This window comes from Allobosea minatitlanensis, from assembly GCF_964020775.1.
In genome coordinates this window covers 2,346,648-2,368,349 of record NZ_OZ224509.1, presented here as the reverse complement: position 1 = coordinate 2,368,349, position 21,702 = coordinate 2,346,648, and the positions used below count along the sequence as shown (strand labels likewise).

24 protein-coding genes are annotated in these 21,702 nt (G+C 68.7%); 14 read left to right on the top strand and 10 right to left on the bottom strand.

The genetic code is table 11. The features are described 5' to 3' along the window. The first annotated feature begins 325 nt into the window (after positions 1–325). The 4 genes from rnr to rpmG all read left to right on the top strand — a co-directional run bounded on the left by rnr (position 326) and on the right by rpmG (position 4,297). Positions 326–2,656 (top strand): ribonuclease R, encoded by a 2,331-nt coding sequence (rnr, locus tag ACWH43_RS11835; protein ID WP_158448394.1) that lies wholly within the window; start codon positions 326–328, stop codon positions 2,654–2,656. Further along, positions 2,656–3,102: a DUF983 domain-containing protein gene (locus ACWH43_RS11830; RefSeq protein WP_158443914.1), complete on the top strand. Its 447-nt coding sequence runs from the start codon at positions 2,656–2,658 to the stop codon at positions 3,100–3,102. The genes rnr and ACWH43_RS11830 overlap by 1 nt, the downstream gene beginning before the upstream one ends. After that, entirely contained in the window at positions 3,099–3,833 is a 735-nt protein-coding gene (locus tag ACWH43_RS11825) for an NUDIX hydrolase (RefSeq protein WP_158443915.1), read from the top strand. The genes ACWH43_RS11830 and ACWH43_RS11825 overlap by 4 nt, the downstream gene beginning before the upstream one ends. 296 nt (positions 3,834–4,129) lie before the next feature. Then, positions 4,130–4,297, top strand: coding sequence for a 50S ribosomal protein L33 (rpmG, locus tag ACWH43_RS11820; protein ID WP_066716495.1), 168 nt, complete (start codon positions 4,130–4,132; stop codon positions 4,295–4,297). A 609-nt stretch (positions 4,298–4,906) separates the two neighbouring features. On the opposite strand, the gene ACWH43_RS11815 is transcribed toward rpmG, so the two are convergent. Both ACWH43_RS11815 and ACWH43_RS11810 read right to left on the bottom strand, forming a co-directional pair. After that, entirely contained in the window at positions 4,907–6,283 is a 1,377-nt protein-coding gene (locus ACWH43_RS11815; RefSeq protein WP_448153477.1) for a PleD family two-component system response regulator, read from the bottom strand. A gap of 85 nt (positions 6,284–6,368) precedes the next feature. Further along, on the bottom strand, positions 6,369–6,737 hold the full coding sequence (locus tag ACWH43_RS11810) for a response regulator (protein ID WP_158443917.1): 369 nt from the start codon (positions 6,735–6,737) through the stop codon (positions 6,369–6,371). A 133-nt stretch (positions 6,738–6,870) separates the two neighbouring features. Between ACWH43_RS11810 and ACWH43_RS11805 the strand changes: the two genes are divergently transcribed. Both ACWH43_RS11805 and ACWH43_RS11800 read left to right on the top strand, forming a co-directional pair. After that, on the top strand, positions 6,871–7,167 hold the full coding sequence (locus ACWH43_RS11805; protein WP_158443918.1) for a DUF3572 domain-containing protein: 297 nt from the start codon (positions 6,871–6,873) through the stop codon (positions 7,165–7,167). A gap of 18 nt (positions 7,168–7,185) precedes the next feature. After that, the gene (locus tag ACWH43_RS11800; RefSeq protein WP_158443919.1) at positions 7,186–8,514 is read left to right on the top strand and encodes a DNA polymerase IV; all 1,329 of its coding nucleotides are present in this window, start codon (positions 7,186–7,188) and stop codon (positions 8,512–8,514) included. Here ACWH43_RS11800 and ACWH43_RS11795 read toward each other — a convergent pair. Further along, the gene (locus ACWH43_RS11795) at positions 8,471–9,319 is read right to left on the bottom strand and encodes a cell envelope integrity EipB family protein (RefSeq protein ID WP_260348287.1); all 849 of its coding nucleotides are present in this window, start codon (positions 9,317–9,319) and stop codon (positions 8,471–8,473) included. The genes ACWH43_RS11800 and ACWH43_RS11795 overlap by 44 nt on opposite strands. Before the next feature lie 193 nt (positions 9,320–9,512). On the opposite strand from ACWH43_RS11795, the gene ACWH43_RS11790 reads away from it, so the two are divergent. The 5 genes from ACWH43_RS11790 to ACWH43_RS11770 all read left to right on the top strand — a co-directional run bounded on the left by ACWH43_RS11790 (position 9,513) and on the right by ACWH43_RS11770 (position 13,295). After that, positions 9,513–9,986, top strand: a complete 474-nt coding sequence (locus ACWH43_RS11790) for a RidA family protein (RefSeq protein WP_158443921.1) — start codon at positions 9,513–9,515, stop codon at positions 9,984–9,986. Continuing rightward, positions 9,986–10,765 (top strand): glycerophosphodiester phosphodiesterase family protein, encoded by a 780-nt coding sequence (locus ACWH43_RS11785; RefSeq protein ID WP_158443922.1) that lies wholly within the window; start codon positions 9,986–9,988, stop codon positions 10,763–10,765. The genes ACWH43_RS11790 and ACWH43_RS11785 overlap by 1 nt, the downstream gene beginning before the upstream one ends. Next, entirely contained in the window at positions 10,762–11,997 is a 1,236-nt protein-coding gene (locus ACWH43_RS11780; RefSeq protein ID WP_158443923.1) for a GNAT family N-acetyltransferase, read from the top strand. Before ACWH43_RS11785 ends, ACWH43_RS11780 begins: the two co-directional genes overlap by 4 nt. Continuing rightward, positions 11,990–12,790, top strand: coding sequence for a 2'-5' RNA ligase family protein (locus tag ACWH43_RS11775; protein ID WP_260348286.1), 801 nt, complete (start codon positions 11,990–11,992; stop codon positions 12,788–12,790). Before ACWH43_RS11780 ends, ACWH43_RS11775 begins: the two co-directional genes overlap by 8 nt. Before the next feature lie 76 nt (positions 12,791–12,866). Beyond that, positions 12,867–13,295 (top strand): HIT family protein, encoded by a 429-nt coding sequence (locus tag ACWH43_RS11770; protein WP_158443924.1) that lies wholly within the window; start codon positions 12,867–12,869, stop codon positions 13,293–13,295. Positions 13,296–13,483: 188 nt separating this feature from the next. Here the strand turns inward: ACWH43_RS11770 and ACWH43_RS11765 are convergent, their stop codons facing one another. The 5 genes from ACWH43_RS11765 to clpS all read right to left on the bottom strand — a co-directional run bounded on the left by ACWH43_RS11765 (position 13,484) and on the right by clpS (position 18,123). Next, entirely contained in the window at positions 13,484–13,846 is a 363-nt protein-coding gene (locus ACWH43_RS11765) for an AzlD domain-containing protein (protein WP_260348285.1), read from the bottom strand. Next, positions 13,843–14,565: an AzlC family ABC transporter permease gene (locus tag ACWH43_RS11760; RefSeq protein ID WP_377785418.1), complete on the bottom strand. Its 723-nt coding sequence runs from the start codon at positions 14,563–14,565 to the stop codon at positions 13,843–13,845. The genes ACWH43_RS11765 and ACWH43_RS11760 overlap by 4 nt, the downstream gene beginning before the upstream one ends. 343 nt (positions 14,566–14,908) lie before the next feature. Beyond that, positions 14,909–15,196 carry a hypothetical protein gene (locus ACWH43_RS11755; protein WP_260349659.1) on the bottom strand — a complete coding sequence of 96 codons (288 nt, stop codon included), beginning with the start codon at positions 15,194–15,196 and terminating at the stop codon, positions 14,909–14,911. A gap of 4 nt (positions 15,197–15,200) precedes the next feature. Continuing rightward, positions 15,201–17,735, bottom strand: coding sequence for an ATP-dependent Clp protease ATP-binding subunit ClpA (clpA, locus tag ACWH43_RS11750; RefSeq protein ID WP_260349661.1), 2,535 nt, complete (start codon positions 17,733–17,735; stop codon positions 15,201–15,203). Positions 17,736–17,781: 46 nt separating this feature from the next. Next, positions 17,782–18,123, bottom strand: a complete 342-nt coding sequence (gene clpS, locus ACWH43_RS11745; protein ID WP_158446059.1) for an ATP-dependent Clp protease adapter ClpS — start codon at positions 18,121–18,123, stop codon at positions 17,782–17,784. A gap of 336 nt (positions 18,124–18,459) precedes the next feature. On the opposite strand from clpS, the gene kdsA reads away from it, so the two are divergent. Further along, a complete protein-coding gene (gene kdsA, locus ACWH43_RS11740; protein ID WP_448153476.1) occupies positions 18,460–19,329 on the top strand; it encodes a 3-deoxy-8-phosphooctulonate synthase in 870 nt (289 codons plus the stop codon). Beyond that, positions 19,322–20,518, top strand: coding sequence for an MFS transporter (locus ACWH43_RS11735; RefSeq protein WP_158446055.1), 1,197 nt, complete (start codon positions 19,322–19,324; stop codon positions 20,516–20,518). The genes kdsA and ACWH43_RS11735 overlap by 8 nt, the downstream gene beginning before the upstream one ends. Before the next feature lie 79 nt (positions 20,519–20,597). On the opposite strand, the gene queF is transcribed toward ACWH43_RS11735, so the two are convergent. After that, on the bottom strand, positions 20,598–21,053 hold the full coding sequence (gene queF, locus ACWH43_RS11730; RefSeq protein ID WP_158446054.1) for a preQ(1) synthase: 456 nt from the start codon (positions 21,051–21,053) through the stop codon (positions 20,598–20,600). Positions 21,054–21,303: 250 nt separating this feature from the next. On the opposite strand from queF, the gene ACWH43_RS11725 reads away from it, so the two are divergent. Continuing rightward, positions 21,304–21,534: a hypothetical protein gene (locus ACWH43_RS11725; RefSeq protein ID WP_158446053.1), complete on the top strand. Its 231-nt coding sequence runs from the start codon at positions 21,304–21,306 to the stop codon at positions 21,532–21,534. Here the strand turns inward: ACWH43_RS11725 and ACWH43_RS11720 are convergent, their stop codons facing one another. Then, a complete protein-coding gene (locus tag ACWH43_RS11720; RefSeq protein WP_260349664.1) occupies positions 21,535–21,660 on the bottom strand; it encodes a hypothetical protein in 126 nt (41 codons plus the stop codon). Positions 21,661–21,702: the final 42 nt, after the last annotated feature.

Genomic DNA, 21,702 nt, shown 5'->3' with positions numbered 1-21,702 from the left:
TGCCCGGCACCGCCAATTGCGGAGGAGTTGAGTCCGAACCTCGGCGGGAAAGGTCGTTCGACGATACGAGAGCAAAAAGCCCCGGGGATTACTTGAGAAACCACTCTGGCGTTATTCGTGATCGCCTTGCTTGATCGCCCTGCATTCGGATCAGCCATCGGGGTGCGAAGCCGACCTCTTTATTCCCGCCGGGGCCCCGGTTGTTACGGTAGTGGCCATAGCATCGGCGGGGCTCGGTGCTCCATTATGCTGGCGGCTTGCGTGCCGGCATGCCAAAAGACCGGCGTGACCTCTTTCGTTTCTTTGCCCAACCCATCCGTCGGCCATGCCCCTTTCCGCGCCTGAACCGAGCCGCGAGGCGATCCTCGACTTCATCGAGGAGGAGCGCGCCGCCGGCCGCGAGGTCGGCCGGCGCGAGATCGCGCGCGCCTTCGGCCTCGATCAGGGCGGCAAGATCTGGCTGAAGCGCCTGCTCAAGGAGATGGCGGCGGAAGGCGAGATCGGCGGCGACGGCAAGGAGCGCCCGGTGCATCCGCGCGGCGCCCTGCCGCCGGTGCTGCTCTGCGAGATCAAGGCGCGCGACCGCGACGGCGACCTCGTCGCCCAGCCGCTCGAATGGAACGAGGACGATCTCGGCGCGCCGCCGCGGATCCTGATCGAGGCCCCGCGCGAAGGTCGGCGCAGGCCGAAGGATGCCCGCCCCGCCCCCGGCGTCGGGGACCAGGCCCTGCTCAAGCTGACGCGGCTGCGTGGCGTCGGCGGCTTCGCCTATTCCGGCCGCGTGCTGAAGGTGATGGGCAAGGCGAAGGCGGCCGTCCTCGGCATCTTCCGGGCGCTGCCCGACGGCTCCGGCCGGCTGGTGCCGATCGACAAGAAGGCGCAGGGCCGCGAGGCGATCATCCCGAAAGGCCGCACCGGCGACGCCCAGGATGGCGACTTGGTCTCTGTCAGCCTGCGCCGCGAAAGCCGCTTCGGCCCGCCGGAGGCGCAGGTGCGCGAAAAGCTCGGCTCGATCAAGTCCGAGCGCGCCGTCAGCCTGATCGCGATCCACGCCCATGGCATCCCGCACGAATTCCCGCCGGCGGCACTGAAGCAGGCCGCCGAAGCCCCCGCGGCGAGCCTGAAGGGCCGCGCGGATTGGCGCGAATTGCCGCTCGTCACCATCGATCCGGCCGACGCCAAGGACCACGACGACGCGGTCCATGCCGCGCCGGATGAGGATCCCGCCAATCCGGGCGGCTTCGTCGTCACCGTCGCCATCGCCGATGTCGCGGCCTATGTCACGCCGGGCTCGGCGCTCGACCGCGAGGCGCTGGAGCGCGGCAATTCGGTCTATTTCCCCGACCGCGTCGTGCCGATGCTGCCGGAGCGGATCTCGAACGACCTGTGTTCTCTTCGCGAAAACGAGGACCGGCCGGCTCTTGCCGTCCGGATCGTGCTCAAGGCGGACGGGTCGAAGAAGAGCCATTCCTTCCACCGCGTGCTGATGCGCTCGGCCGCCAAGCTCTCCTACCAGCAGGCGCAGGACGCCATCGACGGCAGGCCGGACGGGAAGACGGCGCCGATCCGCGAGAGCGTGCTGATGCCGCTCTGGGCGGCCTACGGAATCGCGGCGCGCGCCCGCGACCAGCGCCAGCCGCTCGAGCTCGACCTGCCCGAGCGCAAGCTGGTGCTCAAGCCCGACGGCTCGGTGGAGCGCGTGATCGTGCCGGAGCGGCTGGCGGCGCACCGGCTGATCGAGGAGTTCATGATCCTCGCCAATGTCGCGGCGGCCGAGACGCTGGAGAAGGCCGGCAGCCTGCTGATCTATCGCTGCCATGACGAGCCTTCGCTGGAGAAGATGCGGGCGCTCGGCGAGGTTCTGGCCTCGATCGGCATCAAGCTGCCGAAGGACGGGGCGCTGAGGCCCGTGCTGTTCAACCGCATCCTGGCGATGATCAAGGGCTCGGAGAACGAGACGCTGATCAACGAGGTGGTGCTGCGCACCCAGGCGCAGGCCGAATATGTCGCCGAGAACTACGGGCATTTCGGCTTGAACCTGCGCCGCTACGCCCATTTCACCTCGCCGATCCGCCGCTACGCCGACCTGATCGTGCACCGCGCGTTGATCGCGGCGCTGAAGCTCGGCGAGGACGGCCTACCGAAGAGCACGACACTGGCCGAACTGCGCGAGGTCGCGACCCGCATCTCGGCGGCGGAGCGGCGCGCCATGGCGGCCGAGCGCGAGACCACCGACCGATTGATCGCGCATTTCCTCGCCGGCCAGATCGGCGCGAGCTTCGACGGGCGGATCGGCGGCGTCAACCGCGCCGGGCTGTTCATCAAGCTCGACGATACCGGCGCCGACGGCTTTGTCCCCGCCTCCACCCTCGGCGGCGATTATTATCGCCATGACGAGGCCGCGCATGCGCTGATCGGCGAGCGCACCGGCGAAAGCTGGCGCCTCGGCGACAAGGTTCACGTCCGGCTCGTCGAGGCGGCGCCGGTCGCCGGCGCCCTGCGCTTCGAACTGCTCTCCGCCGGACGCACCGTGGCGACGGGACGCGCTGGCAAGCGGCGCGGCGCGGTGCCATATGGAGCGAGCCGGCCCGCCGCTCCCTTCGGCTGGAAGAGCAAGGTGAAGCCGGGCGGGAACAGGCCTGGCAAGAGGCGCTGATGGTCGTTCAGCTTCATGGCCGGGCCGGCGATGCCGCGACGCGCGACTGGCGCCCGGCGATCACGCGCGGCGTCCGGGGCCGCTGCCCGCATTGCGGCGAGGGGCGCCTCTTCCGCGCCTTCCTCAAGCCCGTCGACCGCTGCGAATCCTGCGGCGAGGAGCTGCATCACCAGCGCGCGGACGACCTGCCGCCCTATATCGTCATCACCATCGTCGGCCATGTCGTGGTCGGCGGGCTGCTGCTCGCCGAGAAATACGGCGACTGGCCGATGTGGTGGCATATGGCGTTGTGGCCCGCTCTGACCATCCTGCTCTCCTTCGCATTGATGCAGCCGGTCAAGGGCGGCGTCGTCGGCCTGCAATGGGCCTTGCGGATGCATGGCTTCGGCGGCGAGCCGGACCTGCCGGAGCGCCAGCCCCTGCCACCTCGCGGAAGACAGCCATGACAGACCACACCGTGACCTTGACGCAGACCGAGCGCCTGCGCGTCGCCGCCAACCAGCGGCCGAAGGACGCCGCGACGATGCTGATCATCGACCGCACCAGCGCGCGGCCGAAGGTGCTGATGGGCAAGCGCCACGAGAGCCACAAGTTCATGCCGGGCAAATACGTCTTCCCGGGCGGGCGGCTCGACGACGGCGACCGGCGCATGGTCGCGACCGGCGCCCTGCCGCAGATCTGCGAGGACCGGCTGCTCAAGCGCGCGGTGCGCCCGAGCGCGGCCAAGGCGCGCGCCCTGGCGCTGGCGGCGATTCGGGAGACCTTCGAGGAAACCGGGCTGCTCTTCGGCTCGGACGAGTTCGGCGCTCCCGCGGCCGCGCCCGACGGAAGCTGGGCCGATTTCGCCGGCCACGGCGTCTTCCCGGACCTCTCCGCCATCACCTTCGTCGCCCGGGCGATCACCCCGCCGCGCCGGCCGAAGCGGTTCGACACGCGCTTCTTCACTATCGACGCCTCGGGGCTGGCCAAGAAGATCGACGGGGTGACCGGGCCGGATTCGGAGCTGACCGATCTCGTCTGGGTCGATTTCGACGAGGCCAAGGAACTCGACCTGCCGACCATCACCAAGGTCATCATCCAGGAGGTAGAGGCGCGCATCGAGGCGGGTTTCGCGCCCTATTTGCCGGTTCCGTTCTACTGGGAGAAGCGCGGCAGCTTCGTCCGCGAGGAGCTTTGAAAGGACCGCCTGGCAGAGCAGGCCATCCCGGACGGAGCGCAGCGGTGATCCGGGATCCATGCCCGAGCATCAATCGGAAAGGCTCCGGCCTGGCTCCCGGGTCTCCCTGCGGTCGCCCGGGATGACCGCGTCAAGGATGCAAGGCCCACCTTGCGACGAAGCGCCGGAGCGGCGCTAATCTTCCTTGACTTCACCGCCCCTTTGCGGCATTTCCCGCGCTGACGGTTTGCCGGGCCACCCCGGCCATTTTCTTTTCTGAGGGTCCGCCAAGGCCCGCATGGTTCGAGGATAAGCCCATGGCCAAGGCCGTGACGATCAAGATCAAGCTGCTTTCGACCGCCGACACCGGCTTCTTCTACGTGACGAAGAAGAACTCGCGCACGATGACGGAAAAGATGTCGAAGAAGAAGTACGACCCGATCGCGCGCAAGCACGTCGAGTTCAAGGAAACCAAGATCAAGTAAGGCCCTCGCCTCACGATCCCGACACCTTGCAAAGCCGCCCTTCGGGGCGGCTTTTGCGTTTCCGGCCGCGATTGCCCGGCCCAACCCCCGCTTCGGCCGCCGCAGCCCGAGGCCGCAACCTCGCCGCCTGCAAGAATTCCCGTCGAATGGATCGAGGCGTTGCGGCGAAGCTTCGCCGCGGAGGCGGAACGCAGCCGGGATACGGGAGGCGCCGGCTCGTCCGGCGGGCGCGCCGCGGCAGGAGGCGGAGCGGCTCCCATCGGCGTTTTCGCAGCGCAGGAGGCCGATGGGGTGGCCGGCCGGCGGCGGGTCTGAGGAGGCCAGAATTCCGCTACCGGCCGGCCGAGCCCTTCAGTCGCCCAGGAGATGCGGCGGACCTGGGTTTCCGAGGGGCGTTGCCGTGCAGCGCTGCGGCTGCGTTGCGGAAACCCTTACAATTCGATCGAAACGAATCAATCGAATACGACCGATTCCCCGGCATCCATCGTTTCTTAACCTTACCGGGCGGATTTGAGCTTGAAATCCCGCATTCTGCCTCAACGTCATGATCGCCGTGCCGATGCAATGACTTAGCGGAAGGGGCTTATCCGGGAGGTGAGCGATCCAGGCTCAGGCGGCGCTGGCGACGATCACCTGGTTGCGGCCGCCGGCCTTGGCCCGGTAGAGCGCATCGTCGGCGCGTTTCATGACATTGGCGCAGGATGCGTCGCCCGCCCTGCGGCTCGCCACCCCGATCGAGACGGTGACGGGGATCTCGCGGGTCGCGCCGTAGATCGGGAAAGGCGATCCCTCGACGCGCTCGCGAATCCGCTCCGCCACGGCATAGGCCGCCTTGGGCCCGGTATCCGGCAGCACCACCACGACCTCCTCGCCGCCCATCCGCGCCACCAGGTCGATGCCGCGCGTGCAGGCCCGCACGCGCTCGGCGAACTCCTTGAGCACCTCGTCGCCGGCATCGTGACCCCAACTGTCGTTGACCGCCTTGAAGTGGTCGACATCGAGCACCAGCAGCGACAGCGCCCGCGCCCGCAAGGCGGATTCGTCGAACATCTCCGCCAGGCGCGTGTCCATGAAGCGCCGGTTGTGCAGCCCCGTGAGCTGGTCCAGCACCGCCATTTCCATCGAGGATTGCAGGCTGTCGCGCAGCCGGTCGGTGAAGCGCTTGCGCCGGATCTGGGTGCGTACCCGGGCGAGCAGCTCGTTGCGGTCGATCGGGCGGAGCAGGAAATCATGGGCGCCGATCTCGAGCCCGCGCAGGATGCGCGCGCGATTCTCGACCTCTCCCATCAGCAGCACCGACATGTCGCGCGTGCGATCGAGCGAGCGGATCTGGCTGCACAGGCGCAAGCCGTCCTGCCCTTCGAGATCGAGGCTGATCAGGACGCTGTCGTAATCCTCCTCGCAGGCGCGCTGGACCGCCTGCCGCGCATCCGTCTCGACCGAGACGAGATGGAAGGCCGAGAGGGCGTTCTCCAGGCGGTCGGCGATCGCCGGGCGATCCTCGACCAGCAGGACGCGGCCGTTCAGGCCGGTCTCGGCCGCCGCCGCCACGAGCGGGTCGGCGATGCCGAGGCGCCGCGACGCGACGGCGCGGTTGCGCAACTCGTCCGTCATCGCCTTCAGCCGGGCAAGGCTGCGGACGCGGGCGAACAGCGCCGCATCGTCGAGCGGCTTGGTCAGGAAGTCGTCGGCGCCGGCATCGAGCCCCTGCAGCCGGTCGCGCGGCTGGTCGAGCGCCGTGACGATCACCACCGGGATATGCGCCGTCGCGGGCGTGCTCTTGAGCCGGCGGCAGACCTCGAAGCCGTTCATGCCGGGCATCATCACGTCGAGCAGCACGATGTCGGGCTCGCCGCGCTCGCAGATCGCCAGCGCGTCCGGGCCGCTGGTCGCCGTGAGCACCTCGAAATACTCCGCCGAAAGCTTCGCTTCGAGCAGCCTCAGATTGGCGGGGACGTCGTCGATGACGAGGACGCGAGCGGACATGGAACGACTTTCGTCTTAAAAGCGGTCTCTTCGTTGCGGCGCCGGCTGTCCCCGCGAGGCGCCCACGCCCTGCGGGTGCCGCGCCCTAGGCTTCGCCGGCATAGGTACGGACGGTCTCCAGGAATTTCGCCACCGAGATCGGCTTCGAGAGATAGGCCTCGCAGCCGCCCTCGCGGATGCGCTCCTCGTCGCCCTTCATCGCGAAGGCGGTGACCGCCACCACGGGAATAGCCTTGAGGTCGTCATCCTCCTTGATCCATTTCGTCACCTCGAGCCCGGACACCTCCGGCAACTGGATGTCCATCAGGATCAGGTCGGGGCGGTGGGTGCGCGCCAGCTCGATGGCCTCGATCCCGTCGGAGGTCTTGAGCGTGGCATAGCCATGCGCCTCCAGCAGGTCGTTGAAGAGCTTCATGTTGAGCTCGTTGTCCTCGACGATCAGAACCGTCTTCATCCGGCCGCCCTTCATTCTGCGCCGCCGAAAATCCGCTGGAAGCGGAGCCCGGCCTGGCGGCTTCGTTCGCGAAATGTGCTAGCATGCCAGCGGTTGACGAAACGCAAATCCGATACGCGACACGAAGGCCCCGATGGCACCGCGACAGAGCTTCGAAGACGCCGAAACGCTGGCGGTCCAGGCGCTGGGCTTCCTCGCCTCCGAACCCGAGCGAATCGGCCCGTTTCTGGCCTCGACCGGGCTCGATCCGGCGAATCTGCGCGCCGCCGCCAGCGAGCCCGGCTTTCTCGCCGCCGTGCTCGAGCATATCGGATCGAGCGATTCGCTCCTGCTCGAATTTGCCGGAAATTTAAGGCTGAATCCGGAAATCGTGGCGCAGGCCCGCCGCCGCCTCGCCGGCGAGGCGCCCGGACCCGGCGATTTCGCCTGAGCGAGCGGAGCCCCGCGCGTGCGCAGCCTGTGCCGCGACTGCCTGAGCGACCATGAGGCGGCCGGCCCCCTGCGGCGCTGCCCGGCCTGCGGCTCGCCGCGGCTGGTCTGCCATGCCGAGCGCGACGCCCTGAGCCTCGCCCATATCGACTGCGACGCCTTCTACGCCACGATCGAGAAGCGCGACGATCCGAGCCTGCAGGACAAGCCGGTGATCGTCGGCGGCGGCAAGCGCGGCGTCGTCTCGACCTGCTGCTACATCGCCCGCACCTATGGCGTGCGCTCGGCCATGCCGATGTTCAAGGCGCTGAAGGCCTGCCCCGACGCCGTGGTGATCAAGCCGAACATGGCGAAATACGCCGCCGTCGGCCGCGAGGTCCGCCAGATGATGCGGGACCTGACCCCGCTGGTCGAGCCGCTCTCCATCGACGAGGCCTTCCTCGACCTCGCGGGCACCGAGCGGCTGCACCATGCCAGCCCCGCCGCGACGCTGGCGCGCTTCGCCAGGCGCGTCGAGGATGCGCTCGGCATCACCGTCTCGGTCGGGCTGTCCTATGCCAAGTTCCTGGCCAAGGTCGCCTCCGACCTCGACAAGCCGCGTGGCTTCTCGATCATCGGCCGGGCCGAGGCCGTAGCCTTCCTCGCCGACAAGCCGGTCGGGCTCATTCCCGGCATGGGACCGGCGGGGGTCGCCAGGCTGGCCGAGGGCGGCTTCAAATTGATCGGCGATCTGCGCGAGGCGCCGGTCGACAGGCTCTTCCGCCTCGCCGGCAAGGACGGTCCGCGATTGAAGAACCTCGCCAACGGCATCGATCCGCGCCAGGTCACGCCGGAGCGCGAGACCAAGAGCGTCTCCAGCGAGACCACGCTGGACGTCGACCTCTCGGCCTTCGAGGATCTGGAGCCGATCCTCTGGCGGCTCTGCGAAAAGACCTCGAAACGGCTGAAGGCGCAGGAGCTCGCCGGCCGCACCATCACGCTGAAGCTCAAGACCGCGGATTTCCAGAGCGTCACCCGCGCGGCGCGCCTGCCCGAGCCGACCCAGCTCGCCGCCCGGCTCTTCGCCGCCGGGCGCGACCTGCTGAAGCGGGAATGCAAGGGTCTGCGCTACCGGCTGATCGGCATCGGCGCGAGCGATTTCAGCCCGCCGGTCGAGGCCGACCATGGCGACCTCGCCGATACCGTCACGCCGCGGCTCAAGGCGATGGAGGGCGCGCTCGATGCGCTGCGCGCCCGCTTCGGCGACGCCGCCATCGGCCGGGGCCTGAGCCTGCGCCTGCCGCAGCGCGGCCCGGCCGAGCCGGCTACTTCGCGCAACGCTGCTGAGGAAGAAGATCCAGACGGGTGAGCGTGCCGCGCAGCGAGAAGCTGCCATAGTCGAGATGGATCGCGCCGGTGACGCCGTTCTCGTAGAGCTCGAAGGAGATGGTGTAGGACGGCGTCGATTCGCCCGAGCCCGTCTTGTAGTAGGAGATCGAGACCGGCCAGCGCGCGATCTTCTCGAATTCCGGGCGCTGCAGCGGCTTCTCGGAGGGCTCGCCCTCGATCCGCTTCCCGATGATCGAGAGCGTGTCGTAGACCTCCTTGCCGTTGTTGGCGCCGTCGTAGAGCCGCACGTTCAGCGTGTTCCTGCCGGCGCGCGCCGCCTGGATCACCGCCTTCATCTGCGCGTTCGGGAACAGCGCGTCGGTCGCCTCGCGATGCGTCTCGGCCTTGGGCTGGCGCAGCTTGACCTCGTAGCCGCCGCCGGCCTTCTCGGCCGTGCCGTCGACCGTCTCGGGCTTGGCCCCGCCGGAAGAGCTTTCGGTCTTGAAGCGGTAGCTCGCGCCGTCGCCGGCCTCGAAGCTGGTGGTGCGGGCGTCGACGACGCGCGGCCCCGCCTCGGTGCCGAGCTGGGTCACCTGGCGGAAGGAGAGCGCATAGCCCTCGCAGGCGTCGCCGGTGAACTCGAAGGCGATGCGCCCCTTGGCCGTCTCGATGTTGCCCGAAGGCTTGGTGTTGTCGAGGACGAGGTCGTAGACCGCGCGATGCGGCGCCAGCACCACCGCCTCGTTCGCCTTATCCGGCGCGGCCCCCTGAGCCCGCGCCCCGCCCGCCAGCAGCAGCGCCGCCACGCAAACCCGCCCCGCAAGGCCGAACCGTCTTCCGCTCATGTCATCGCTTGTCCGCTTCTCGTCAGCGAAATCTAGGTGCATCGCCGCGATGGCGCAAACATGGCGAAACGTCCCGCTTCCGGCGCGCAGGCCGCCCTGCCCGCCCGGCATGCCGCGGCGCTTGCGGGGCGTCGGGCCATCGGCCATGAAAGACGCCTGCCCGCGCGGCACCCCGTCAGATGGAGCCAGGACCATGAACGCCGTCGACACCAAGCTCGCCGAACTCGGCATCACCCTTCCGGCTCCCGCGGCCCCCATCGCCAACTACGTGCCCTATGTCATCACCGGCAAGCTGCTGGTCATCTCGGGCCAGATCTGCTTCGGCCCCGACGGCAAGCTCTCCGACAAGCACAAGGGCAAGCTCGGCGGCGAGATCTTCAACGAGGCGGGGCTGGAGGCGGCGCGGCTCTGCGCCATCAACGTGCTGGCCCAGGCCAAGGCCGCCCTCGACGGCGATCTCGGCCGGATCGTGCGCTGCGTGCGCCTCGGCGGCTTCATCAACGCCGTCCCGCATTTCGCCGCCCTGCCCGCGATCATGAACGGCGCCTCCGACCTGATGGTCGAGGTTCTGGGCGACAAGGGCCGCCACGCCCGCTCGACCGTCGGCGTCGCCGAATTGCCGGCCGATGCCGCGGTCGAGGTCGAAGCGATGTTCGAGATCGCCTGATGACCGCGCGCTCCGCGAAAGACGCCGCCCGCCCCGATCTCGGCTGGCTGGTGGCGAAGCCGATCGCCCATCGCGGCCTGCACGACCTCGCCGCCGGCGTGATCGAGAACAGCCCCTCGGCGGCGAAGGCCGCCATCGCCGGCGGCTTCGGCATCGAATGCGACGTGCAGCTCACCGCCGATGGCGAGGCCGTGGTGTTCCACGACTTCGTGCTCGACCGTTTGACGGAAGAGACCGGCCCGGTCGCCGCCAGGACCGCCGCCGAGCTGGGCAGGATCGCGCTCAAGGGCTCGAACGACCCGATCCTGACGCTTTCCGCCTTCCTCGACCTGATCGGCGGCCGCGTCCCGCTCGTCGTCGAGATCAAGAGCCGCTTCGACGGCAATCTCGCCCTGACGAAACGCACGGCCGAAGTGCTGGCCGGCCATGCGGGCCAGCCGATCGTGATCAAATCCTTCGATCCCGAGATCGTGACCGCGCTGCGCACGCTCGCGCCGCAGATCCCCCGCGGAATCGTCGCGATGAACGCCTATGATTACGGCGATTACGACAGGCTCTCGCCCGAACGGAAGCATGCGCTCGCCAATCTGCTGCACTTCACCGAAAGCCGGCCGGACTTCCTCTCCTGGAAGGTCGCGGATCTCGAAAGCGCCGCGCCCTATCTCTGCCGCAACGTCGTCGGGATGCCGCTGATGAGCTGGACGGTCCGCACGCCCGAGGAACGGCAGCGGGCGGCGCGCTTCGCCGACCAGATGGTGTTCGAGGGCTTCCGTCCTTGAGCGACGGCCCTGAGGCAGGTCTCGCCGTCCGCGTCGCGACCTCGCTCAAGGCCGTCCCCGCCGGCGCCTGGAATGCCTGCGCCAACCCCCGCGCCCTGCAGGACGCCCTCGCGGCGCCCTGCCCTCCGCAGAACGACGGCGGGATCGACCGCGACAATCCCTTCGTCAGCCATGAATTCCTGCTGGCGCTGGAGGAAAGCCGCTGCATCGGCGGCCGCTCCGGCTGGTCTCCGGCCTATCTGGTGGTGGAGGACGAAGCCGGGCGGATCCTCGCCGCGGCGCCCAGCTTCCTGAAGAGCCACAGCCAGGGCGAATATGTCTTCGACCATGGCTGGGCCGATGCCTATGAGCGCGCCGGCGGCCGCTACTATCCGAAGCTCCAGGTCGCCGCGCCCTTCACCCCTGCGACCGGCCCGCGGCTGCTGGTGGCGGACACGCCGCGCGCCGAGGAGGCACGGGCGGCACTGATCGCCGGGCTGGAGGCCTTGCGCGCGCAGACGCAGGCCTCCTCCGTCCACGTCACCTTCGCGCAGGATCCCGATGTCGCGGCGCTGAAGCAGGCCGGCTATCTCGAACGCAACGACCTGCAGTTCCATTGGCGCAACGAGGCCTTCGCCAGCTATGACGACTTCCTCGCGACCCTGGCCTCGCGCAAGCGCAAGGCGCTGAAGCGCGAGCGGCGCGAGGCGCTCTCGGCCGGCATCACCGTCGAGGCTTTGTCGGGCCGCGAGCTGACGGAAGCGGTCTGGGACGATTTCTACGGCTTCTACCAGGACACCGGCTCGCGCAAATGGGGCCGGCCCTATCTCAACCGCGAATTCTTCTCCCGCGTCGGCGCGGCGATGGGCGAGCGCATCGTGCTGATGATGGCGCGCCGCGCCGGGCGCCATATCGCCGGCGCGATCAATTTCCGCGGCGCCAACACGCTCTACGGCCGCAACTGGGGCTGCATCGAGGACCACCCCTTCCTGCATTTCGAGCTCTGCTACCATCAGGCCATCGACTATGCGATCGCGCATCGCCTTTCCCGCGTCGAGGCCGGGGCGCAGGGCGAGCACAAGCTGGCGCGCGGCTACCGGCCGGTCGTCACCCGCTCGCTGCACCATATCGCCGATCCGGGGCTGCGGCGGCCGGTCGCAAACTACCTGGCGCAGGAGCGCGCGCAGATCGCGGCGGCGCAGGCGGCGCTGGAAGCCGAGGCACCGTTCCGCAAGACGGATAACGATGACTGACGAATCGCCCGAACGAAGCCCCGGCTTTCGCCCCGATGCGGCCGCGCCGGCGAGCGTCGGGTTCTGCACCGACGCCGAACTCGGCTACCGGCGCAGCCTGACCGATTTCTCCGGCCCCCTCGCGCTCGACGAGGGCTATCGGCTGGCGCATCTGCCGCTGCTGGCACCGGCGCATCCGCGCGTCATCCCGCGCCGCGAGGGCAAGTCCTACGAAATGGGCCGGCATCCGCGCATCTTCTCGCTGGTGCTGCCGGTCGAGGATGCGGCGCTGCGGGCCTCGCCGGCCTTCCGGGAGCTGGAGGCGGCGCTGAAGGCCTCGCCCTTCGCCGGCAAGATCGCCTGGGACCTGCTGCCCAGGCGGCGCGACAGGCTGCATGCGACGCTCTGCGGCTCGCTCGGCGTCGACCGCCCGCCCGCCGTCGCGCCGGAAATCCGGCGAACGCTGGCGCAAACCGGCCCCGTCACCGTCGAGCTGCGCGGATTGTTCTCCGGCAACGTCAATCGCGGCCGGCTCTATCTCGCCGTCTATCCCGAAAAGCGCGGCGGGACCAATCCGTTGCAGGCCATCCAGGCCGCTTTCGGCCGGCCACCCGGCGACCTCTGGCTGGTCGGGCTCTACAACCTGACCGACGATCTCGACGCGGAGGAAACGGCGGCGCTGGCAGCCCTCGTCCGGCGCTGGTGGAACCTGCCGCTGCTGCGCTTCACCGCAGGCGAGCTCTGGCTGCTCGGCGCCGCCGACGACCTCGTGCTCGACTCCGCGATCGCCGAGCGCCTGCCGCTCGGCGCCTGACGCGGGACCGTCGGCCTTGACGCCCCGACGGCCGGGCCACAGGCTGGGCCTCCCTGTCGAACCAGCCGGACCCGCCATGAGCGCCTACGACCCGTCAAACGTCTTCGCCAAGATCCTGCGTGGCGAATTGCCCTCCCAGACCGTCTACGAGGACGCCGAGACGCTCGCGATCATGGACATCATGCCGCGCGCCGACGGCCATGTTCTGGTGATCCCCAAGGCGCCCTGCCGCAACATTTTCGACGCCCCGCCCGAGGCGCTGCAGGCCGTGGCGGTGACGACGCAGAAGCTCTCCCGCGCCGTCAAGGACGCTTTCGCCGCCGACGGCCTCACCATCCAGCAGTTCAACGAAACGGCCGGCGGACAGGTGGTGTTCCACCTGCATGTCCATGTTATGCCGCGCTTCGAGGGCGTGGCGCTGCGCCCCCATACCGGCGCGATGGAGAAGCCGGAGGTGCTGGCCGCCAACGCCGAGAAGATTCGCGCCGCGCTGAAAAATTCCTGAGGGAATGTCACAGCGGCGCGGGCTGTCTCGTCTTGTCTTCATCAACCGATGGAGACAGGACCATGAGCCAACGCCTCAACGGCTTCCGGGTCGCGCCGGGCTGAACATCGTCTTCAGCCCGATACTCCAGCTCTTCGATTTTATATCGGCTGTTCGCGAAAAACGCGTTCCGCTCTTGGGGCCCGGCTTCAGATCGCCCCGAACAGCCAGACGCCGCCGATCAGCACCGCCTCGGCCATCAGCACGGCCAGCATCATCCGCCGGCGGCTCAGCGCCATGACGGCGACGGCGGCGGCGAGCGCCGCGACCCGCACCGGAACGGGCACCTGCGCCAGCACGCCCGGCGGCGAGACCACGAGCTTGGCCACGATTCCGGCGAGCAGCGCGGTCGCGACCGCCCGCACCCAGTCCAGCAGCGCCGAATCCGCATCCAGGCCCCGCGCGAAGGCGACGGCGAGCCAGCGCCAGATCTCGGTCGGCAGCACGGCGAAGAGGATGAGGGCGAGATAGGGCCAGTGCGGGCCGTCGAGCCAGGCGATCGGCTGGGTCATGCGGCCTTGCGCCTCTTGCCGACGACGACCGCGACGGTCCCGGCGATCAGGCCGGCGACGATGAGGTCGAAGCCGCCGCCGATGAAGCGCTCGCAGAGCGGGGCCAGCGCCAGCCCGAGGACGAGCGCGGCGACGTCGCCGCGATGGCGCAGGCCCGCCGTCAGCGAGACCAGGAAGAAGATCGGCGTCAGGCAGAGCAGCCCGGCGGCGAAAGGCAGCGGCAAGGCGCCCAGCAGGTAATAGCCGGCGAAGGTGCCGAGCGCGCTCACCATCATGCAGGCATTGGCGAAGCCGAGAAAATAGGGAACGCGCTGCCGGAGCGGGATCGGCGGCAGGCGCCGCAACCCCTCGGTCCAGGCTGTGACGGCGACGTAATGCGAGAGCAGGAGCTGCAGCCAGACGCTCTGGCCGGGCCGGCGCAGCAGCGGCAGGATCGCGACCGTCATCGGCAGGAAGCGCAGCGAGGCGAAGGCGATGGCGATGAAGATCGCGCTCCAGGCCGCGCCCGCCGCGATCGAGGCGAAGAACAGCACCTGCGACGGGCCGGCCCAGACGAGGATGGTCGAGAGCACAGCGCTGCCGACCGGGTAGCCAACGTCATGCGCCAGGGAACCGATGCCGACGAGGCCGAATCCGACGATCCAGGCCGGCAGCGACAGCGCATCGCGCATGCCGGCGAGCGCGACGCGCTGCCAGCTCCAATCGGCGGATACGCTCATGCGGTCATCGGCTGCGGAGGGCTCGGCGAAGGGTGTCGGCTCTCTCGCGAGAGCCTCCTCCCCTATGCGACATGCGTGCGCCGCTTCGCTAGGACGCGCCGGGCCGCCCTGCTCTGCGGATTCTGCAAGGCGATGCGGCGAGAATGATGAAAATGGAAAACCACCGCTCGTCATTCCGGGACGGGCCAAGGGCCCCGGCCCGGAACCCATGAACGCGACATGTGCAAAAAAGGCGGCATCGATGCCGCCTGTTTCAGACCTCGTGTTCATGGGTTCCGGGCTCGCCGCTGCGCGGCGCCCCGGAATGACGGCGGTAGCGCCGTGGTCGGTGCGGACCGGCCCCTCAGCCCTTGCCCTTCATCACCATGGCGATCAGCTCGTTGGCGAAATCGACCAGCTCCTTGGGGATTCCGCCGACCGACTGGACGCCGAGATAGATCAGATAGATGAAGGCCGGCACGAGGATCCAGCCCAGCACCTCCTCGAAGATGATGCGCCGCCGCCGGCGCCGGCTGCGCTTCTCGAACCAGCCGAGCTTTTCCTTCTGCCGCCGCGCCGGCGCCTCGGCGGCTTCGGTCGCGACCTCGCCGGTCTCGGCGGCGAGCGTCGCAGTCTTGCGTTTGAACAGCACGGTCTCAGGCCTTCGTCAGCGGAACCTTCGGCACGGTGCGGACGGCGCGGCCGGACGCCTTGGCCGGCGCGGCGGGGCCGCCCGGACCTTCGCCCGGCCCTGCGCCCTTGGGCGCGCGGCGCGGCGGGCTGGATTTGGGCGAGCCGGAGCCGGAGGCCTTGGCGCGCGGCTTCGGCAGGCGCTTGGCGTTGGCGGCCTCGACATCCTTCTCGGGCTTCGGCTTGACCGGCCCGTCCGGGAATTCCAGGCCGAGCACCTTGATGCCGGTCTCGGAGTGGACGACCACGACCTTGACGGCGCCGCCGTTCTTGAGGCGGCCGAATAGCACCTCGTCGGCGAGCGGCGTCTTGATCGTCTGCTGGATCAGCCGGGCCATCGGGCGGGCGCCCATCGCCTCGTCATAGCCGTTCTCGACCAGCCATTCGCGCGCCTCGTCGGAGAGCTCAATGGTGACGTTGCGGTCGGCGAGCTGGGCCTCGAGCTGGAGCACGAACTTGTCGACGACGCGGGCGACCACGCTCTTCGGCAGATGGCCGAAGGAGATGGTGGCGTCGAGACGGTTGCGGAATTCCGGCGCGAACAGCTTGTTGATCGCCTCGGTGTCGTCGCCCTCGCGCTTGCTGCGGGTGAAGCCATAGGCGTTGCGGGCCATGTCGGCGGCTCCGGCATTGGTGGTCATGATCAGGATGACGTTCCTGAAATCGACCTGCTTGCCGTTGTTGTCGGTCAGCTTGCCGTGGTCCATCACCTGCAGGAGGATGTTGAACAGGTCGGGATGGGCCTTCTCGATCTCGTCGAGCAGCAGCACGCAATGCGGATGCTGGTCGATCTGGTCGGTCAGCAGGCCGCCCTGGTCGAAGCCGACATAGCCGGGAGGCGCGCCGATCAGCCGCGAGACGGTGTGGCGCTCCATATACTCCGACATGTCGAAGCGGATCAGCTCGACGCCGAGCGAGGAGGCGAGCTGGCGCGCGACCTCGGTCTTGCCGACGCCGGTGGGGCCGGCGAAGAGATAGCAGCCGATCGGCTTCTCGCCGTCGCGCAGGCCGGCGCGGGCGAGCTTGATCGAGGAGGACAAAGCCTCGATCGCCTTCTCCTGGCCGTAGACGGTGCGCTTCAGCGTGGTCTCGAGGTTGCGCAGCACCTCGGCATCGTCCTTCGAGACGGTCTTGGCCGGGATGCGGGCCATGGTCGAGACCGCCGCCTCGACCTCCTTCACGCCGATCGTCTTCTTGCGCCTGCCTTCGGGCAGCAGCATCTGCGAGGCGCCGGTCTCGTCGATGACGTCGATCGCCTTGTCCGGCAGCTTGCGGTCGTGGATGTAGCGCGCCGAGAGCTCCACCGCCGCCTTGATGGCGTCCTGGGTGTAGCGCAGCTTGTGGAACTCCTCGAAATAGGGCTTGAGGCCCTTGAGGATCTCGATCGTGTCCGGCACCGAGGGCTCGTTGACGTCGATCTTCTGGAAGCGGCGCACCAGCGCCCGGTCCTTCTCGAAATACTGGCGGTATTCCTTGTAGGTGGTCGAGCCGATGCAGCGCAGCGAGCCCGAGGCCAGCGCAGGCTTGAGCAGGTTCGAGGCGTCCATGGCGCCGCCCGAGGTCGCACCGGCGCCGATCACCGTGTGGATCTCGTCGATGAACATGATCGCCTTGGGATGCTGCTCGATCTCCTTCATCACCTGCTTGAGGCGTTCCTCGAAATCGCCGCGATAGCGCGTGCCGGCGAGCAGCGTGCCCATGTCGAGCGAGAACACCGTGGCGTCGTGCAGGACCTCCGGCACCTCGCCGCGGGTGATCTTGAGGGCGAGGCCCTCGGCGATCGCCGTCTTGCCGACGCCGGGATCGCCGACCAGCAGCGGGTTGTTCTTCTGACGGCGGCAGAGGATCTGGATCGTGCGCTGAACCTCGGCCTCGCGGCCGATCAGCGGATCGATGCGCCCGTCCCTCGCCTTCCGGTTGAGGTTGACGCAGTAAGCCTCCAGCGCGCTTTCCTTTTTCTTCTTGTCCTTGTCCGGCTCGCCGGCCTGGTCCGAGCGTTGCTCGCGCTGCGGCTCGGCGTCGTCCTCGGCGCCGCGCACCGGGCGGCTCTCGCTGGCGCCGGGGCGTTTGGCGATGCCGTGGCTGATGTAGTTGACCGCGTCATAGCGGGTCATGTCCTGCTCCTGCAGGAAATAGGCGGCGTGGCTCTCGCGCTCGGCGAACATCGCGACGAGCACATTGGCGCCGGTCACCTCCTCGCGGCCGGAGGACTGGACATGGATGACGGCGCGCTGGATCACGCGCTGGAAGCCGGCGGTCGGCTTGGAATCGTCGCGCCCGTCGGTAACGAGGTTGGTCAGCTCCGAGTCGATATAGTCGACGAGGTTGCGCCTGAGCAGGTCGAGATCGACGCTGCAGGCGCGCATCACCGCGGCCGCGTCCTGGTCATCGACCAGCGCGAGCAGGAGATGTTCGAGGGTGGCGTATTCGTGGCGGCGCTCATTGGCGAGAGCCAGAGCCCGGTGAAGCGCCTGTTCGAGACTGCGCGAGAAACTCGGCAAGGGGCGCGCTCCTATCTGTTTCGGGAATATGCGGTCCGGCCCAACGCTACTTCTTCTCCATCACGCATTGCAGCGGGTGCATGTGCTTGCGCGCGAGATCCATGACGAGAGTGACCTTGGTTTCGGCGACCTCATAGGTGAAGACGCCGCATTCGCCGACGCCGTTCTGATGCACATGCATCATGATCCGGGTCGCCTCGGCGCGGTCCTTGTTGAAGAACCGCTCCAGCACGTGAACGACGAACTCCATCGGGGTGTAGTCGTCGTTCAGAAGCAGGACGCGGTAGAGATTGGGCTTGCGCGTGCGGGTGCGGGTCAGCACCGCCGTTCCCGTGCCCTCGCGCCCGCCATCGGCCGGCGGGCCGGCCCGCTTCGGGCGGTCGGCCATGGCGACCGTCGCCGCGATGCCGTGCGGGTGCGCCGATCTCTCCGGCGCCGTTCCGATCCGCATCGCTGTGCCCTGGCCTGCCTCGATCATATCCGTCCGCGCCGTATCCAACCGATCCTGCGTTCCCGTCAAAGATAGTACCTCGCCTGCGAATTTACAGACCTCGCTCCCGCTTCGCCAGCCCGTTGCGCCCAGGCCGAACAACTTCTGCACGGCGTGCCCCGACTTGACCCGGAAGGGCGAGCCGCCCTATGCCCGGCAGCCTGCATGCCAAGGCCTCGCCGCGAAGCCTCGCAGCGAAGTCTCGCCGCAAAGCCTTGCCGCGAAGGACCCGCCATGACCCCCAACGCCATCGTCACCATTGGCGAGGATCTCGCCCGGCCCGTGCGTTTCGGAAACCGGCTGCCGCTGTCGGTGATCGCCGGGCCCTGCCAGATGGAGAGCCGGAACCACGCGCTTGAATGCGCGCTGGCGCTCAAGGAGATCGCCGATGCGCTGGAGGTCGGTCTCGTCTTCAAGACCTCCTTCGACAAGGCGAACCGCACCAGCGTCAAGGGCGCGCGCGGCATGGGGCTGGAGGCGGCGCTCCCCGTCTTCGCCGAGATCCGCGAGCGCACCGGCCTGCCCGTGCTGACCAACGTGCACGAGGCGAGCCAGTGCGCGCCCGTCGCCGAGGTCGTCGACGTGCTGCAGATCCCCGCCTTCCTCTGCCGCCAGACCGACCTGCTCGTCGCGGCGGCGAAGACCGGCCGGGTCGTCAACGTCAAGAAGGGCCAGTTCCTCGCGCCCTGGGACATGGTCAACGTCGCGGCCAAGGTGACCGAGAGCGGCAACGCCAACGTCATGCTGACCGAGCGTGGCGCCTCCTTCGGCTACAACACCCTCGTCACCGACATGCGCAGCCTGCCGATCATGGCCGAGATCGGCGCGCCCGTGATCTTCGACGCCACCCATTCGGTGCAGCAGCCGGGCGGCAAGGGCTCCTCGACCGGGGGCCAGCGCGAATTCGTGCCGGTGCTGGCGCGCGCGGCGGTCGCGGTCGGCGTCGCCGGCGTCTTCATCGAGACCCATCCCGATCCGGACAGGGCTCCCTCCGACGGCCCCAACATGGTGCCGCTGCCGGAGTTCCAGGGCCTGATCGCGGCATTGCAGGCCTTCGACCGCCTCGCCAAGGGCAGCCCGGCGCCAAACGTCGCCTATGTCTGAGCCGAAGCCGGCTTCCGGCGACGATCTCGGCGCGCTGATCCCGATCCTCGGCCTCTGCGGCTTCGCCTCGACCTTCACCATGCGGCTCATCGACCCGCTGGTGCCGACGCTCGCGGTCGAGTTCGGCCAGAGCGTCCACCAGATCGCCTTCCTGGTGACCGCCTTCTCGGGCTGCTACGCGCTCGGCCAGCCCTTCCTCGGGCCGATCGCCGACGCGGTCGGCAAGCTGCGCAGCATCTCGACCTGCCTCGTCCTGCTCGGCACGCTGTCGGCGCTCGCCGCCTTCGCCACCGATTTCTGGATGCTGCTGGCCTTACGCGCCGTTGGCGGCGTGATGGCGGGCGGCGTCATCCCCGCCGCGATGGCGGCGATCGGCGACCGCGCCCCGATGGCCGAGCGCCAGATCATGCTCGGGCGCTTCCTCGTCATCATGATCATCGGCCAGATGGCGGGTGCCGCCTTCTCGGGCGTCGTCGCCGACCATATCGGCTGGCGCGCCGTGCTCGGCACCGCGGCGCTGCTCGCGATCGGCGGCGCGGCGCTCGTGCGGCTCGTCCTGAAGCCGCGCCCGAACGCGGACCGCCCGCCGCTCAGCCTCTCGGGAGCGATCGGGAGCTACCGCGCGGTCTTCGCCAATCCGCGCAGCAAGCTGCTCTATCTCCTCGTCATGCTCGAGGGGGCGATGGTCTTCGGCCTGCCGCCCTTCGTCGCGGCGATCCTGCACGAGCGCTCCGGCACCGGCTCCTCGGAGGCCGGTCTCGCCATCGGCGCGATGGGGCTCGGCGGGCTGGTCTACGGCGTGCTGACGCGAATCCTGGTCCAGCGCGTCGGGCCGCGGCAGATGATGCGCTATGGCGGCATCGCCATGGCGCTGGGCTACGGGCTGTTCGTCATCCCGGCGCCGTGGTGGAGCGCGATCGGCATCTTCCTGCTGATCGGCTTCGGCTTCTTCCTGCTGCACGGCACCTTCCAGGCCCAGGCGACCGAGCTCGCGCCGACGGCGCGCGGCTCGGCCATGGCCCTGTTCGCCTGCTTCTTCTTCATGGGCCACGCCACCGGGCCGCTGGCGATGGGGACCCTGCTGAACGCGCTCGGCACCTCCGGCGCGCTCGCCGTCTTCGGCGTCGGCATCGGGCTGCTCGGGCTGCTGACGCCGAAGCTCCTGCCGCCCCTGGGCTCGCGGAGCTGAGGCGCACTTACATCGTCATTGCGCGCCCTCGGGTCTTGCCTTCCGCAAGCCCAAGGACGCGCGATGACGGAGAGGTTCCCTACCGCCCGCGATAGGGCGCCACGCCCTGGTCCGGCAGCCACAGCCCCTTCGGCGGCTCGCCGGTCTGCCAGAACACGTCGATCGGGATGCCGCCGCGCGGATACCAGTAGCCGCCGATGCGGAACCATTCCGGCTCCAGCAGGTCGACCAGCCGCTTGCCGATGCCAATGGTGCAGTCCTCGTGGAAGGCGCCATGGTTGCGGAAGGAGGCGAGGTAGAGCTTCAGCGACTTCGACTCGACCAGCCACGGGCCCGGCAGGTAATCGATGACGAGGATGCCGAAATCGGGCTGGCCCGTGACCGGGCAGATCGAGGTGAATTCCGGGCAGGTGAAGCGGGCGAGATAGCGGGTGCCGGCATGCGGGTTCGGCACGCGGTCGAGGCGGGCTTCCTCCGGAGAGGCCGGCAGCGCGCTGGCCTGCCCGAGCTGCAAGGTCGAGGCGTCGATGGACATCGGATGCTCCTGTGGTTGCGCCGCTTCTAGAGCATCTTGCGCTGCGGAGGGAACTCTCCGCGGCAACGCGCCGCCCCTGCCCCCGGTCGACCCCGTATCGGGCCTCTCTGGCGGCGGGCTGGAAAGCACTCCCAAGGATATCGGGGGAGGTATTTCAATATTTACCGATCTTCCACACGCATCCTTGCGATGTCTCCTGCCAGATCATAGTCCAGACCGACAGGCCAACGGATCAGATCCCGACAATTTTATGCTTATCGCAGGCATTCTCTTTCTGCTCGGAAGCCTGATCGGCCTGTCCTTTGGCTATCCCGCCATCATCGTCGCCAGCGTCGCGCTGACGGTGTTCTTCTTCCCGCTCTGGCTGATCCGCGGAGAGCTCAGCCTCTTCAGCGCCTTCGTCTGGATCGGCTATCTGTTCGCGCTCCAGAGCGGCTTCCTGTTCGGCAGCTATCTCGCCACGCCGGGCGAGGACGAGTGATCACCAGAACCAGATCGGCCGGCCGGCATAGAGGCACAGGCCCGTCCACCAGGCGACGGTGAGTGCGCACCAGAACAGGACGGCGGCCAGCGAAGGACGGCGAGGGGCGGACATATTCTGGAACATGCTTGTTTCCCGATGGGGCGAAGCGCCGGAGCTGGCCCGAAG